Source organism: Streptomyces sp. NPDC091282 (assembly GCF_044757385.1).
In the GTDB taxonomy this organism is placed as follows: Bacteria; Actinomycetota; Actinomycetes; order Streptomycetales; family Streptomycetaceae; genus Streptomyces; species Streptomyces gramineus.
Genome location: NZ_JBIVUX010000011.1, coordinates 121224 through 135802 on the forward strand (window position 1 = coordinate 121224; position 14579 = coordinate 135802).

Here is a 14579-nt window from a genome sequence, read left to right on the forward strand (position 1 = left end):
CTCCTACGGTGGCGCCATGACCGCACACGACGCCGCCGACACCTCCCGCGCCAGGGCCTTCGCCGCCGTCCCCGACCTGGACGCCTGGCTCACCGCCCACCCGGCTCCGCATCCCGGCCTCTGGGTGAAGGTCGCCAAGAAGGGCGCGGGCCTGGCCTCGGTCACCTGGGCCGAGGTCAACGACGTCGCCCTGTGCCACGGCTGGATCACCGGACAGCGCAGAGCGCTGGACACGGCGTACTTCCTGCAGAAGATCACTCCGCGCCGGCCGGGCAGCATCTGGTCCACGGTCAACGTGCGCCGGGTGGCGGAGCTGACCGCGGCCGGCCGGATGCGTCCCGCGGGCCTCGCGGAGGTGGCCGCGGCGCGGGCGGACGGGCGGTGGGCGGCGGCGTACGAGCCGCAGAGCGAGGCCCGGGTCCCCGAGGACCTGGCGGCGGCGCTGGAACGCGATCCCGAAGCCGCGGCGGCCTTCGGCGTCCTCGGACGGACGGACCGGTACCAGGTGATCTTCCCGCTGCTCACGGCCCGTACGCCGAAGGGCCGGGCCGCCAGGCTGGCGGTCGCCCTGGACCGGCTGGCCGCCCGGCCCCGGACATGACCGAGCGCCCGGCCTCCGTGCGGTAACGGGGAGGGCGGGCGCTGCGGACGGTCGGGAGGAGGGCCGGGCCCGGGGGCCGCGGCGGTCCGTGCCGAGGGCTCAGGCGTTCTTGATCGCCGAGATGTCGAAGTTCAGCTTGATCTTGTCGGAGACCAGGACGCCACCGGTCTCCAGCGCCGCGTTCCAGGTCACGCCCCAGTCGGAGCGCTTGATCTCGGCCTTGCCCTCGAAGCCGACGCGCTCGTTGCCGAACGGGTCCTTGGCCGCGCCGTTGAACTCCAGGTCGATGGTGACGGGCTTGGTGACACCGAGGATCGTCAGGTCGCCGGTGATGCGGTAGTCGTCCCCGCCCAGCGCCTCGGCCTTGGTGGAGCGGAAGGTCATCGTCGGGAACTCGTCCGTCTTGAAGAAGTCCGCCGACTTCAGGTGCGCGTCACGGTCCGGGGTGCCGGTGGTGATGCTGTCCATGACGATGTCGAGGGAGGCGGTGGACTTCGCCGGGTCCGAGCCGTCCAGGTGCAGGGTGCCCTCGAACTGCTCGAAGTGGCCCTTGACGTTGGTGACCATCGCGTGGCGCGCCACGAAACCGAGCGTGGTGTGCGCCGGGTCGAGCGTGTAGTCGCCGGTCAGCGTCGCGGTGTCGGCGCCGGCGGCGGTCGCGGTGTCGTCGTTCTTGCGGCCGAAGATGCCCATGACGTGCTCCTTGAGGGGGACGGGTCGTTGATGTTTAACGTTCAACGAACTCAACGGCGACCACCGTAGTCCTATTCCGTACAACGTTCAACATCATTGGTTCGCGTGTCGCGACCCTTACGGAACGTAGTGGCAAGCCGGGCCGCCCGCCACGCGGCGTGACGGTGTGGCGCGACTGCGGCTAGGCTCGGAGGGAAGCCGTTCCGGCACGCGGGGCCCGCCGTTCGAGGGGCCCTTCACTCCGGGGGTGGTACGCGCCGGCCATGAATGTGAGGCGCGTCTCAGGCTTCCTCTTTGTGGCACCCCTACAACACCACAGCCCCCTGAGCAGTCGGAACGGCTGCATGCGGTTCTGGTTCTGTTCAGTGCTTCCAGGAAAACGCTTCGGAGACTGTACGGAGTCGACGTCTCGCAATCCTTGGTGTCCTTCGTAAGGTCACTACATGACCGTTTTGGAAGAGACGACGGGTGAGCCCACCGGCGAGCCGACGGACGCGCGCGGGCGGGTCGCCGAGCTGCACGAGATCCGTGCGGCGGCCGTGGCGGGACCCAGCGAGAAGGCGACCGAGGCGCAGCATGCCAAGGGCAAGCTGACGGCCCGGGAGCGCATCGAGCTGCTCCTGGACCCGGACTCCTTCCAGGAGGTCGAGCAGCTGCGCAGGCACCGCGCGGTCGGCTTCGGCCTGGAGGCCAAGAAGCCCTACACCGACGGCGTCGTCACGGGCTGGGGCACGGTCGAGGGCCGCACGGTCTTCGTCTACGCCCACGACTTCCGGATCTTCGGCGGCGCGCTGGGCGAGGCCCACGCCACCAAGATCCACAAGATCATGGACATGGCCATCGCGGCCGGCGCGCCGCTGGTCTCCCTGAACGACGGCGCCGGCGCCCGGATCCAGGAGGGCGTCTCGGCGCTCGCCGGCTACGGCGGCATCTTCCAGCGCAACACCAAGGCGTCCGGCGTCATCCCGCAGATCTCCGTGATGCTCGGCCCGTGCGCGGGCGGCGCGGCCTACAGCCCCGCCCTCACCGACTTCGTCTTCATGGTCCGCGAGACCTCGCAGATGTTCATCACCGGCCCGGACGTCGTCAAGGCGGTCACCGGCGAGGAGATCACCCAGAACGGCCTCGGCGGCGCCGACGTGCACGCCGAGACCTCCGGCGTCTGCCACTTCGCGTACGACGACGAGGAGACCTGCATCGCGGAGGTCCGCTACCTCCTGTCGCTGCTCCCGCAGAACAACCGCGAGAACCCGCCGAGCGTCGAGTCCACGGACCCCCTGGACCGCCGCAGCGACGTCCTGCTCGACCTCGTCCCGGCCGACGGCAACCGGCCCTACGACATGACCAAGGTCATCGAGGAGATCGTCGACGACGGCGAGTACCTGGAGGTCCACGAGCGCTGGGCGCGGAACATCATCTGCGCGCTGGCCCGGATCGACGGCCAGGTGGTCGGCATCGTCGCCAACCAGCCCCAGGTCCTCGCCGGCGTCCTGGACATCGAGGCGAGCGAAAAAGCTGCGCGCTTTGTTCAGATGTGTGACGCTTTCAATGTTCCGATCGTCACCTTCCTGGACGTACCGGGCTTCCTCCCCGGTGTCGACCAGGAGCACGGCGGGATCATCCGCCACGGCGCGAAGCTCCTCTACGCCTACTGCAACGCGACCGTGCCCCGGATCTCCCTGATCCTGCGCAAGGCGTACGGAGGTGCCTACATCGTCATGGACTCCCAGTCGATCGGTGCCGACCTGACGTACGCCTGGCCGACGAACGAGATCGCGGTCATGGGTGCCGAGGGCGCCGCCAACGTGATCTTCCGCCGGCAGATCGCCTCCGCCGAGGACCCCGAGGCCATGCGGCAGAAGATGGTCAAGGAGTACAAGGCCGAGCTCATGCACCCCTACTACGCGGCCGAGCGCGGCCTGGTCGACGACGTCATCGACCCGGCGGCGACCCGCGAGGTGCTCGCCAGGTCGCTGGCGATGCTGCACACCAAGCACGCCGACCTGCCGTCCCGTAAGCACGGCAACCCCCCGCAGTAATCCTGCGGAAACCTCTCTCACGGAGACTGACACCCATGAACGTGCCTGACATCCGCGTCGAGAAGGGCCATGCCGACCCGGAGGAAGTCGCCGCCATCACGGCGGTGCTCCTGGCCCGTGCGGCAGCCCGGCCGACCGCCGACACCGAGCAGTCCCACCGCGGCCGCGCGAAGGCCGCCTGGCGCCGTCTGGAGCGCGAGAACGGCTTCCGCGCCCCGCACAGCTGGCACGGCTAGGCCGGCCGCTCAGCCACGGCAAGCACGGCGGAAGGGCCCCTCTGGCTTCAGAGGGGCCCTTCCGCCGTGCGCGCCCGGAGGGAAAAGATTCGGGCCCCTTCACGGGAAGGGGCCCGGAGAAGCACCCCTTCAGGGGCGCTGGGGGAGGAACTGCGCGACCAGCCACGAACCACCCGCGGTCGGCGTGCGACCGGCCGTGGCGACCGGGCCGCCGAAAGCTACCGCAGGCGCGCCATCAGGGCGTGCTCGACCAGGGTGATCAGCGCCGACTTCGCGTCGGCACGGTGCCGCGCGTCGGTCGTGATGATCGGGGTGTCGGGACCGATCTGGAGCGCCTCGCGCACCTCTTCCGGGTTGTACGGCTGATTGCCGTCGAAGCCGTTGAGGGCGATGACGAAGGGGAGACCCGAGTTCTCGAAGTAGTCGACCGCGGGGAAGCAGTCGGCGAGCCGGCGGGTGTCCACGAGGACGATGGCGCCGATCGCGCCGCGTACCAGGTCGTCCCACATGAACCAGAAACGGTCCTGGCCGGGCGTGCCGAACAGGTACAGGATCAGGTCCTGGTCCAGGGTGATGCGGCCGAAGTCCATGGCGACCGTGGTGGTCGTCTTGTCCCCGGTGTGGGTGAGGTCGTCGATGCCGGCAGACGCGGACGTCATCACGGCCTCTGTGCGCAGCGGGTTGATCTCCGAGACGGCACCGACGAACGTGGTCTTGCCCACGCCGAAGCCGCCCGCCACCACGATCTTCGCGGAGGTGGTGGAGCGGGAAGGACCGCCGCTAGAGCTTGCGAAGTCCACTGAGCACCCTTTCGAGCAGTGTCACGTCTGGCTGGCCACCGGCGTTCTCGTCGCCGCCGGGCTGATGGATGGCGACCAGGCCCGCCTCCGCCAAGTCGGCGACGAGGATCCTGGCCACGCCGAGAGGGATCGACAGGAGGGCCGAGACTTCGGCCACCGACTTGATCTCACGGCAGAGGGTGCAGATCCGCTGATGCTCGGGCAACTGGCCCTGCATCTGGTGCGGCTGCGCGGTGGTGTGCACCAGCGCCTCGATGGCGAGCTGGTACCGCGGGCGGGTCCGGCCGCCGGTCATGGCGTACGGACGCACCAAGGGGTTGTTCGACGCCGAGGCCGGCGCCGGTTCGGGACGGCGCTGCGGCTGCACCGGCTGGATGCGGGGCGCCGGCGGCTGGTCGTACGGCGACGGGCCGGGGCCCTGCGGGGCGTACGGCTGCCGGTGGCTGGGCGTGGAGGGGAAGTTGTACCGGTTCGCGGAACCGTCGCCGTGACCCTGCGCGGGACCGTACGACCAGTTGCCGTTATTCGAACCGCCTGGGGGTGTTGCCACTTTCTCTCCTCCTCCGACCGTGCCGGGCACCCATCCCTGTGGAGCCGCGTCCCGAAACCTTACGGCCCCGGGACGCGAAAACGCACCGTCTGACTGTTAGTTGAGAAGGCTTCCCTGGAGTTCCGCCCGCAGATCCGGGGTAAGAACCGTGCCCGCGCGGTCCACCAAAAGGGCCATCTCGTACCCAATCAGGCCGATGTCGGCCTCCGGGTGGGCCAGAACGGCCAACGAGGAACCATCGGATACGGACATGATGAACAGGAATCCCCGTTCCATCTCCACAACCGTCTGATTCACGCTGCCGCCCTCGAAGATCCGGGAGGCGCCTGCCGTCAGCGACGTCAGGCCGGAGGCGACGGCCGCGAGCTGGTCGGCGCGGTCGCGGGGGAAGCCTTCGGACATCGCCAGAAGGAGTCCGTCGGCGGAGACCACCACCGTGTGGGACACCCCCGGGGTGTTGTCCACGAAGTTGGTGATCAACCAGTTCAGGTTCTGTGCCGCCTGGCTCATCGGGCTCACACTAACGCTCCTGGTTGTAGGTGCTGTCAGGACCACTGTGCTGATTCCCAGTGGCCTGGCCGTTCGTTTCACTGCCTGCGTCGCGTCCGCGCTGGACGCCTCTGCGCAGGTTGCTCAGTCTGCCCCGGATGTCCTCCGGGGCGCGGGAGACCTGGGGGCCTCCCTGGGGGGTGTTCTCGGCGGCTCCCTCGACCAGGTTGGCCTTGGGGACCCGCCTCGGCAGCCCGGAGGAGGTGACTCCGCCGGCCTTGGGCTTGCGCAGCTGCGAGGCCTGCTGCCAGCGCTCGTCGTTCGCCGAACGCCAGTCGCCGTCGCCGTTGGACTCCGGAGCCGAGGCCGTCGGACCCGAGGCCGGAGCCTGCTGCGCGGGAGCCGCGCCGTTCGGGCCGCCGGATCCCCTGCGGGGGAGCCCGGCGTCGGTCAGCCGGTGGCCGGCGGCGGGGGCCGCTCCCGGACGGTCGAAGCCTACGCGGTTCCGCTCCGCCACGTCACCGGCCTGCGAAGATTCCGCTTCCGGAGCGTACTGGGCCGGATAGCCGTTCTGGTAGCCGTCCTGCCGCTGCCCCTGCTGGGGCCAGTCGTCCTGGTAGGGCTGCTCGCCGAACCCCTGGAAGGAGTCGGCCGAGGCCGCGGGCTCCTCCTGGGCCTGTTCCGGATAGTCCGGTTCCGGATAGCCGCCGTTGCCGGTGAAGGCGTCCGGCGCGAACGTGTCGTTCTGCGGCAGGCCGCCGTTCGGCGCGTAGTACTGCTCCTCGTACGCGCCCTGCGGCTGCTCCTGGTACTGCTGACCGGCGTCGAAACCCGCCGGCTGCTCCTGGAAGCCCGTACCGCCGTTGTCGTAGCCCTGCTGTCCTCTGTCGAACTCGTCGACGTACGCCGGTATCTCGGCGGTCTCCTGGGGCGTCCCCGGGAGCTGTCCGGGCTGCGGGGGCTGCGCCTGGGCCTCCAGGGCCGCACGGCGCTCCTCGCGCATCAGGGAACGGCCGACGGGGTCCAGGTCGCGGATGTCGTCCGGGACCTCCACGTAGCGGCTGTCGTCGAAGCCCAGCTCGGCCGCCGTGCGCATCGGCTGGAGCTGCGGCTGCTGGACGAAGTTCTCGGCCTGGAACTGCTGCTCCGGGATGATCTGCGAGACGGTGAACTCGTCGCGGTCCAGCGCCTGCTCGCCACCGCCACCGTGGGTGATGGCGTCCGGCAGCATGACCAGCGAGGTGGTGCCGGCCTGCTCGCCGGAGGGGCGCAGCTGGACCCGGATGCCGTGCCGGTCGGAGAGCCGGCCGACCACGAAGAGACCCATCCGCTGGGAGATCGCGGCGTCCACGGTCGGCGGGTTGGCCAGCTTGTGGTTGATGTCCGCGAAGTCCTCGGCGGTGAGGCCGATGCCCTTGTCGTGGATCTCGATCATGATGCGGCCGTCCGGCAGACGGGTCGCGGTGACGCGGACCTTCGTCTGCGGCGAGGAGAACGTGGTGGCGTTCTCCAGCAGCTCGGCCAGCAGGTGCACGAGGTCGGTGACCGCACGGCCGTGGATCTCGGCCTCCGGCACGCCGGAGAGCTCGATGCGCTCGTACTGCTCCACCTCGGAGGAGGCGGCGCGCAGCACGTCCACCAGCGGGACCGGCTGGTCCCAGCGGCGGCCGGGCTCCTCGCCGGCGAGGACCAGGAGGTTCTCGCCGTTGCGGCGCATACGGGTCGCGAGGTGGTCCAGGCGGAAGAGGTTCTCCAGCTGGTCCGGGTCGGCCTCGTTGTTCTCCAGGTCGGTGATCAGGGTCAGCTGGCCCTCGATCAGCGACTGGTTGCGGCGCGAGAGGTTGGTGAAGATCGCGTTGATGTTGCCCCGCAGCAGGGCCTGCTCCGCGGCGAGCCGGACCGCCTCGCGGTGGACCTGGTCGAAGGCGCGGGCGACTTCGCCGATCTCGTCGGTCGAGGTGATCGGGATCGGCGCCACCCGGGTGTCGACCCGGCCCGGGTCGGTGCGGGAGAGCTGGTCGACCAGCATCGGCAGGCGCTGCTCGGCGATGCCGAAGGCGGCGTTGCGCAGCTGGCGCATCGAGCGCGACATCTGGCGGGCCACCATGCCGGCCAGGATGAAGGCGGCGAGCAGCGCGACCACGACCGCGGCACCCGTGATGAACGCGTCCGTCTTCGCGTTGTCGGCGATGTCGGAGGCCTCGCTCACCGCCTTGTCGGCCATGTCCGACTCGATCGTGCGGTAGGCGTTGTACTTGAGGGTGTTGACCGCCCACCAGTTCTCGGCGGTGACGCCCTGGGAGGCCAGCGCCTGGCGGGTGCTGGGATCGGTGTCCTGCAGCGTCGCCAGCGCCGAGACCATCGCGTTGTCCTTGGACGGCGGGGCCACGTAGTTCGGGTCCTTGGCCTTGGCCTGCTGCACCAGGGCCGCGCCGTCGCTCTTGATCTTCGACTGGAGGTCGGTCAGCTTCTGCGCGTCCGCCTCGGTGCCACCGCCGATGTACTCCTCGACGGCGATGCCCTCCAGGTAGGCGTACGACGACAGCGCCACCCGCTGGCTGGCCAGGTTGCCGGCGTCGGGACCCGGCTTGACCAGCAGGTGCATGCCGATCGAGCGCTCCAGCGACAGGGCCGACTTGGTGAGCGCGATGGCGTAGACGGTACGGCCGTAGGAGGTGATGTTTCCGGTGCCCAGACCGAGCTCGTTGGCGAACTCCGTCAGGGGGTGGGCGACCTCGACGTACCCCTCTTCGGTCTTCACGCCGGTGAGCTTGGTCGTGTACGCCGCGGCGCGGAGGCTGACGAGCTTGGGCTCGGCCTCGCGGAAGAGTTTGAGGCGGCGCTCCAGACCGGGCTTCTGCGGCATGTTCTGCGCGGCCGCGTCGAAGGCGTCGGCGGCCTTGTCGGTGTTGGCGCGGGCGTCGGAGACCGTCTTCTTGTCCGCGGCGTTCTGCAGCGAGCCCTTGAGCAGGGGAGCGGCGGTGACGTCACGCTCCTGGTAGAGCGCGTCCGCGTAGGTGAGGGAGGCACGGACCAGGCGCGCGGTGTTCTCCGCGTCGCGGGCCTCGTTCCAGGTGTCGATGGAGCTCTTGACCTGGAAGCCGCCCATGACGAGACCGACGGTCACGGGTATGAGCAGGATCGCGTTCAGCCTGGTCGGCACGCGCCAGTTGCGCGGCGAGAAACGGCCGCCGCTCTTCGCGGGCCCGGCCGGTGGTTCCGCGGCAGGCACAGGGGAGGGCGCCGCGGCGCGCGGCGGCGGGGTGAAGTTGCCCCGCGCCGACGGCTCGGGACCGTTCTTGCTTCGCCTCACTCGACCAACAACCTCTCGGCGGCGGGCACCTGTCGTCGTGCCGCAGTCTCTCAGAGCCCGGTGTGTCACAGACCACTACTCAGTACGTTCTTGACTACTGGGCAGTTCAGGCATTCCAGCATGGGGGCCTGCGCACTTCCAAACAGCGGAAAGCGGGGGAACGTGCTCTTGTAAGGCCCAGATAAAACGGTCATAAAGAGCGAGCCCCGCCAAAAGGCGGGGCTGTTGTGCGCGCAGCGGCACCACGTGACCGCGACGCGTGGCGATACCACCCGATTCCTCTGCCGAAACGTTATGAACACCGGAGCCGACCGTGTCAAAGGCCACAGCCGGCTCCGGTTTCCGTACGACAACTGCCGTACACGACGAATGACTTGGGTGCTACCGCAGCCGTGCCATGAGCGCGTGCTCCACCAGCGTGATCAGCGCACTCTTGGCGTCGGCGCGGTGCCGGGCGTCCGTGGTGATGATCGGAGCGTCCGGACCGATCTGCAGCGCCTCGCGGACTTCTTCGGGCGTGTACGGCTGGTGCCCGTCGAAGCCGTTGAGGGCTATGACGAACGGCAGACCGCTGTTCTCGAAATAGTCCACCGCGGGAAAACAGTCGGCCAGACGCCGGGTGTCCACGAGCACCACCGCGCCGATCGCGCCGCGTACCAGGTCGTCCCACATGAACCAGAAACGGTCCTGGCCGGGCGTGCCGAACAGGTAGAGGATCAGGTCCTGGTCGAGCGTGATACGGCCGAAGTCCATGGCCACCGTCGTGGTGGTCTTGTCCCCGGTGTGGGTGAGGTCGTCGATGCCCGCCGAGGCGGACGTCATGACGGCCTCCGTGCGCAGCGGGTTGATCTCGGAGACCGCTCCCACGAACGTGGTCTTGCCGACGCCGAAGCCGCCCGCCACCACGATCTTCGCGGAGGTGGTGGCCCGGCCTCCGTCAGAGCTTGCGAAGTCCACTGAGCACCCTTTCGAGCAGCGTCACGTCAGGTGCGCCACCGTTGTTCTCGTCGCCGCCCGGCTGGTGGATGGCGACCAGGCCGGCCTCGGCGAGGTCGGCCACCAGGATCCGGGCCACACCCAGCGGCATGGCGAGCAGCGCCGAGACCTCGGCGACCGACTTCACCTCACGGCACAGGTGGCAGATGCGCTGGTGCTCCGGGAGCAGCCCCATGAGCGCTGCCGGGTCGGCCGTCGTGCTGATCAGCGCCTCGATGGCGAGCTGATAGCGGGGCCGGGTCCGGCCGCCGGTCATCGCGTAAGGACGTACCAGCGGCTGGTCGCCCTCGTCCCCGTACGGCTCCGCGTACGGATCATGAGAGGCGGTGGGCGGGGTCATCGTTCCTCCGGGCGGGACAGCAAGTCGGTCAGTCGTGCCGTCGGACGTGGCCGGTGGGGGGATTGTGGCGGCCGGACGGTGATTTGGTGAGGTGGGTTGGTTCCGGGGCGGTCAGTGGAGCAGACTGCCTTGCAGTTCGGCACGCAGGTCGGGCGTGAGCACCGCGCCCGCGCGGTCGACCAGGAGCGCCATCTCGTAGCCGACGAGGCCGATGTCGCACTCGGGGTGGGCCAGGACCGCGAGGGACGACCCGTCCGAGATGGACATCAGGAACAGAAAGCCGCGTTCCATCTCGACGACCGTCTGCGCCACGTCGCCGCCCTCGAAGATCCGGGACGCCCCGGCCGTCAACGAGGTGAGCCCGGACGCGACGGCCGCCAGCTGATCGGCGCGGTCGCGGGGGAAGCCTTCGGACATCGCCAGAAGGAGACCGTCGGCGGACACGACGACGGTGTGGGACACACCTGGGGTGTTGTCCACGAAGTTGGTGATCAACCAGTTGAGGTTCTGTGCCGCCTGGCTCATCGGACTCAACTAACGCTCCTGCTGGTGAGTGGGGCTCGGGAAGCTGCCGGTCTGCGGGCCGCCGGCCTGCCGACCCTGCGCGATACCCCGACGGAGATTGGTCAGCCGGCCGCGGACGTCATCAGGCGCACGCGAGACCTGCGGACCGGTGTGGTGCTGCTGCTGCTGAGCCGTGCCCGGGACGAGGTTCGCCCTGGGCACCCGGCGCGGCAGACCGGAGGTGGTGACACCGCCCGCCGCCGGCTGCCGTACGCGCTCCGCCTGCCGAACGAGATCGTCGTTCGGGGAGGTGCGCCAGGCCGCCTGGGCGGGACGCTGGGGGGCCGCGGCGGCCGGAGCCGGCGGCTGGGCAGGAACGGGCGGGAGCGGCGCCGAGCCGATCCCGTGGCCGTTGCTCTGCTGCGGCTGCGGCTGCGGCTGCGGCTGCGGCTGCTGCTGGTGCGGCTGCTGCTGTTCCTGCTGACCGCCGTGGAACCAGTTGGTCTCCAGCGTGTCGTACAGCGGGGTACGGCCGTCGCCGGGACCGCTGGCCGGCGGCAGCGCCTCGGGCTCCTGGCGGACCGGCGGGGCGGGCTGGCGCTGGGCGGCGCCGAAGTCCATGCCGCGGCCGTTGGTGCCGGGCCGCTCGAACTGGCCCGTGGTGTGGCGGCCGTTGTCCGGGTAGCCGTTCTGGCGGCCGGGCAGCGAGTGCTGACCGGCCGAGCCGTTGTCGTAGGCCTGCGGGGCGGCGTACTGACCGGTGGAACCGTTGTCGTAGGCCTGCGGAGCGGCGTACTGGCCGGTGGTGTGGGCAGTGCCCTGCGGCCCGCCCTGCCCGCCGAAGACGTCGGAGCGGACGAACTGCCCGCCGTCCTGCTGGCCGTTGACGTCGGGCCGCGGGAAGGAACCCGTGTCCTGGCGGCCGTTGACGTCGGGGCGCGGGAAGGAGCCGGTGTCCTGCGGTCCGTTCATGCCCGGACGCGGGTACGAGCCCGTGTGCTGCGCGTTGTTCGGCTGGTTGAAGTCCGGGCGGGGGAACTCGCCGGTGGACGACGGCCCCTGCGGGATCGCCGGCATCTGCGAGGTGGCGCCCAGGTCCTGCCGGTCGTCGATGCGGGGCATCGGCGCGGTCTGGGACGGGTCCTGCTCGTCGTGGCCGCGCGGGGTGTCCAGCGAGGCACGGGAGAGCGGGGGCTGGGCGTTGTCGTCGCTCCAGCTGGGCCGGCCCTGCTGCGGGTTGCCGCCGGGCAGCTCGGCCCGCGGACCACCGCGCGGCGGCAGCTGGGGCTGACGGCCCTGGTCGGAGGGGGAGCCGGAACGCTGCGGCGGGACCGGACCCCGGTTGCCGAAGGCGTCCTGAGCGCCGAAGGAGTCCTGCCGGTTGCCGAACGCGTCCTGGTCGCCGAAGGCGCCGCCGCCGTTGGACCGGCCCTGCTGCGGAGCCGCCGGCCCCTGCTGGCCGCGGGCACCGCCCGGCGCGCCGGGACGGCCGCCGTTCTGGCCCGCACCGGGCAGCGCGGCCCTGGGACCCTGGCCCGCGCCGACCTGTCCGCGCGCCGCACCGGCGCCGAGCAGGCCGCCGGAGGGAGAGCCCGCACCGAGGGCACCGCCGCGGGCGCCTGCCGCGCCGCCGCCGAGGGCCGGGGCGGGAGCACCCGCGCCGAGCGGACCGCCGGCGCCGCCCTGGCCGCCGCCCCGACGGGCCGCGGCCGCACCCGCGGCGGCCTGCGCGGCGGCCGGACCGCCGGAGGCCGGGGCGCCGGGCTTGCCGGGAGCGGGCTTCTTGCCGCCCTGGGCGACGTCGACCGGGAGCATGACCAGCGCGGTCGTGCCGCCGGAGTCGGAGGGACGGAGCTGGATGCGGATGCCGTGCCGCTGGGACAGCCGGCCGACCACGAACAGACCCATGCGGCGGGAGACCGAGACGTCCACGGTGGGCGGCGAGGCGAGCCGCTCGTTGATCGCCGCCAGGTCCTCGGGGGAGAGGCCGATGCCGGTGTCGTGGATCTCGATCAGGACCCGCCCGTCGGGCAGCGCGTGACCGGTGACCTTGACCTTGGTCTGCGGCGAGGAGAACGAGGTGGCGTTCTCCAGCAGCTCGGCGAGCAGGTGCACGAGGTCGTTGACCACGCGGCCGGCCACTTCGGTGGTCGGCACGGCGGCCAGTTCGATGCGCTCGTACTGCTCCACCTCGGAGGCGGCGGCGCGGAGCACGTCGACCAGCGGGACCGGGCGGGTCCAGCGGCGGCCGGGCTCCTCGCCCGCGAGGACCAGAAGGTTCTCACCGTTCCGGCGCATACGGGTCGCGAGGTGGTCGAGCTTGAAGAGCGAGGACAGCTGGTCCGGGTCGGCCTCGCGGGACTCCAGTTCGGAGATGAGCGAGAGCTGACGCTGGATGAGGCCCTGGGAGCGGCGCGAGAGGTTGGTGAACATCGCGTTGACGTTGCCCCGCAGCAGGGCCTGCTCGGCGGCGAGGCGGACCGCCTCGCGGTGCACGTCGTCGAAGGCCGCGGCCACCTGGCCGATCTCGTCCCGGGAGTGCACACCGACCGACTCCACGGACGTGTCGACGTCCTGCGGGTCGGACTCGGAGAGCTGCTTGACCAGCTCGGGCAGGCGGTCCTGGGCGACCTTGGTGGCGGTCTCCTGCAGGCGGCGCAGCGAGCGGATCATGGACCGGGCCACGATGAAGGCGCCGACCAGCGACACGCCGAGGACGAGCAGGATCAGCGCGCCGGAGATGATCGCTTCCTGCTCGGAGGAGGACCGCAGCTCGCGGGCCTTCTGCTCCATGTCCTCGAGCAGCGTGTGCTCGATCTTCTTCATCTGCTCGATCTTGGTCGAGCTGTCGTCCACCCAGTCGAGGTAGGACCGCTTGGCCAGTTCGTTCAGGCCGTTCTGGGCACCCAGCGCGCGCTTGGCGTAGGTGTTGGCGGCCTCGATCGTCGGGTTGTTCTCGTCGACCGGCTTGAGCAGCTCGGCGGCGTTGCCCGCGTAGATCTTCCGGAAGATCGTCAGCTCGGAGGTCTCGCTCTCCTGGGCCGACTCACCGTAGAGGCGGTCGTTCTCGGAGAGGTTTCCGATGTTCTTGTTGTTGGCCGGCAGGGCCGCGGCGATGACCGCTCGCTGCACCGACGCGTACTCCTTGGCGGTGGAGAACGCCGCCAGGGCGCGGGTGCGCTGGATCATCTCCGGGTTGCTGGAGGCCTGCGCCATGTCCTGCGACAGGTCGATCAGCTGGGTGATCAGCCGGTGGTAGGCCTCGACCGTCTGGGTCGAGTTCTCCTTCTGCTGATAGGCGTCCTTGCGGATCTTCGCCAGGTCGTCCAGCTGGCCGGCCAGACCGACGAGGCTGTCGCGGACGCCCTGGAGCTGACCGTTCTTGCTCGCGGTGTCGATTTCCTCGGAGGCGTTGAGGAAGTTCTCGCGGGCCCGGTCGGTCTGGGCCTCTTTGCTCTTGACCGCGATGCTGGTGACCGACTGGCCGTGCGCCAGCGGACCGGCCGTGAAGTCGCGCTCGTCCTGGAGGGCGGCGGCCAGCTCGGTGGCCTGCTTGGTCATGTCGGTCAGCAGCTTGATGTTGTCGAGCTGCTGGATGTCGTCGAGCGACTGGTTGATACGGACCGCGCCCAGCGAGGTCGCCGCCACCACGGGGAGCGCGAGCAGCGACACCAGGCGCGTGGAGATGCGCCAGTTGCGCAGGGCTATGCGCGAGCCGGGGTTGGACGGGCCCGAGGCGGGCTTGATCGTGGGCGCCGGTGTGGCGGCCGGCTGGGGACCCGAAGATCCCGGAGCCGTCGAAGACGCCGACACGGCGGGGCGCCCGGAGCGCTCGCCGCCGTCACCACCGCCGGCCGGGGCCGGGCCCTGGTTCTGGGCGTGCTGGGGCGAGGAACCGCGGTCGGTCCCGCCGTGCGCCTCCGGCTCCGCCGAAGCGCTGCCATCCCTCTTGAAACGTCCCTGCACTAGCGTCGCAACCTCTGGACCAGGCGCCCCTCCGCTGAACGGAGTGACACGG

The 14579-nt window shown here is 70.5% G+C and carries 12 protein-coding genes; 3 read left to right on the forward strand and 9 right to left on the reverse strand.

Annotation, left to right across the window (positions count from 1 at the left end; translation table 11 throughout):
* Window positions 1–16 precede the first annotated feature (16 nt).
* Window positions 17–601 (forward strand): YdeI/OmpD-associated family protein, encoded by a 585-nt coding sequence (locus ACIQOE_RS37055; RefSeq protein ID WP_365558896.1) that lies wholly within the window; start codon window positions 17–19, stop codon window positions 599–601.
* Between the two features lie 99 nt (window positions 602–700).
* On the opposite strand, the gene ACIQOE_RS37060 is transcribed toward ACIQOE_RS37055, so the two are convergent.
* Window positions 701–1294 (reverse strand): YceI family protein, encoded by a 594-nt coding sequence (locus ACIQOE_RS37060; protein ID WP_351323495.1) that lies wholly within the window; start codon window positions 1292–1294, stop codon window positions 701–703.
* Window positions 1295–1737: 443 nt separating this feature from the next.
* Here ACIQOE_RS37060 and ACIQOE_RS37065 point away from each other — a divergent pair, with 443 nt between their 5' ends.
* Window positions 1738–3333 carry an acyl-CoA carboxylase subunit beta gene (locus ACIQOE_RS37065; protein WP_365558898.1) on the forward strand — a complete coding sequence of 532 codons (1596 nt, stop codon included), beginning with the start codon at window positions 1738–1740 and terminating at the stop codon, window positions 3331–3333.
* 35 nt (window positions 3334–3368) lie between these two features.
* Window positions 3369–3569, forward strand: a complete 201-nt coding sequence (locus ACIQOE_RS37070) for an acyl-CoA carboxylase subunit epsilon (RefSeq protein ID WP_351323498.1) — start codon at window positions 3369–3371, stop codon at window positions 3567–3569.
* A gap of 218 nt (window positions 3570–3787) precedes the next feature.
* Here the strand turns inward: ACIQOE_RS37070 and ACIQOE_RS37075 are convergent, their stop codons facing one another.
* The 8 genes from ACIQOE_RS37075 to ACIQOE_RS37110 all read right to left on the reverse strand — a co-directional run bounded on the left by ACIQOE_RS37075 (window position 3788) and on the right by ACIQOE_RS37110 (window position 14527).
* Window positions 3788–4369, reverse strand: a complete 582-nt coding sequence (locus tag ACIQOE_RS37075; RefSeq protein WP_046729246.1) for an ATP/GTP-binding protein — start codon at window positions 4367–4369, stop codon at window positions 3788–3790.
* A complete protein-coding gene (locus ACIQOE_RS37080) occupies window positions 4350–4919 on the reverse strand; it encodes a DUF742 domain-containing protein (protein WP_351323499.1) in 570 nt (189 codons plus the stop codon). Before ACIQOE_RS37080 ends, ACIQOE_RS37075 begins: the two co-directional genes overlap by 20 nt.
* 96 nt (window positions 4920–5015) lie before the next feature.
* The gene (locus ACIQOE_RS37085; RefSeq protein WP_005479603.1) at window positions 5016–5429 is read right to left on the reverse strand and encodes a roadblock/LC7 domain-containing protein; all 414 of its coding nucleotides are present in this window, start codon (window positions 5427–5429) and stop codon (window positions 5016–5018) included.
* A 10-nt stretch (window positions 5430–5439) separates the two neighbouring features.
* On the reverse strand, window positions 5440–8721 hold the full coding sequence (locus ACIQOE_RS37090; protein WP_351323500.1) for a nitrate- and nitrite sensing domain-containing protein: 3282 nt from the start codon (window positions 8719–8721) through the stop codon (window positions 5440–5442).
* Window positions 8722–9102: 381 nt separating this feature from the next.
* Window positions 9103–9678, reverse strand: a complete 576-nt coding sequence (locus ACIQOE_RS37095; RefSeq protein WP_046729249.1) for an ATP/GTP-binding protein — start codon at window positions 9676–9678, stop codon at window positions 9103–9105.
* The gene (locus ACIQOE_RS37100) at window positions 9659–10057 is read right to left on the reverse strand and encodes a DUF742 domain-containing protein (protein ID WP_019058642.1); all 399 of its coding nucleotides are present in this window, start codon (window positions 10055–10057) and stop codon (window positions 9659–9661) included. Before ACIQOE_RS37100 ends, ACIQOE_RS37095 begins: the two co-directional genes overlap by 20 nt.
* 111 nt (window positions 10058–10168) lie before the next feature.
* Window positions 10169–10582 carry a roadblock/LC7 domain-containing protein gene (locus tag ACIQOE_RS37105; RefSeq protein WP_121890767.1) on the reverse strand — a complete coding sequence of 138 codons (414 nt, stop codon included), beginning with the start codon at window positions 10580–10582 and terminating at the stop codon, window positions 10169–10171.
* Between the two features lie 9 nt (window positions 10583–10591).
* A complete protein-coding gene (locus ACIQOE_RS37110) occupies window positions 10592–14527 on the reverse strand; it encodes a nitrate- and nitrite sensing domain-containing protein (RefSeq protein ID WP_401416358.1) in 3936 nt (1311 codons plus the stop codon).
* Window positions 14528–14579 lie beyond the last annotated feature (52 nt).

What these genes read in the sequence shown, in the direction of transcription:
- ACIQOE_RS37055 (WP_365558896.1), top strand. Translation starts at nt 17, where the DNA reads ATGACCGCACACGACGCCGCCGACACCTCCCGCGCCAGGGCCTTCGCC.
- ACIQOE_RS37060 (WP_351323495.1), bottom strand. Translation starts at nt 1,294, where the DNA reads ATGGGCATCTTCGGCCGCAAGAACGACGACACCGCGACCGCCGCCGGC.
- ACIQOE_RS37065 (WP_365558898.1), top strand. Translation starts at nt 1,738, where the DNA reads ATGACCGTTTTGGAAGAGACGACGGGTGAGCCCACCGGCGAGCCGACG.
- ACIQOE_RS37070 (WP_351323498.1), top strand. Translation starts at nt 3,369, where the DNA reads ATGAACGTGCCTGACATCCGCGTCGAGAAGGGCCATGCCGACCCGGAG.
- ACIQOE_RS37085 (WP_005479603.1), bottom strand. Translation starts at nt 5,429, where the DNA reads ATGAGCCAGGCGGCACAGAACCTGAACTGGTTGATCACCAACTTCGTG.
- ACIQOE_RS37100 (WP_019058642.1), bottom strand. Translation starts at nt 10,057, where the DNA reads ATGACCCCGCCCACCGCCTCTCATGATCCGTACGCGGAGCCGTACGGG.
- ACIQOE_RS37105 (WP_121890767.1), bottom strand. Translation starts at nt 10,582, where the DNA reads ATGAGCCAGGCGGCACAGAACCTCAACTGGTTGATCACCAACTTCGTG.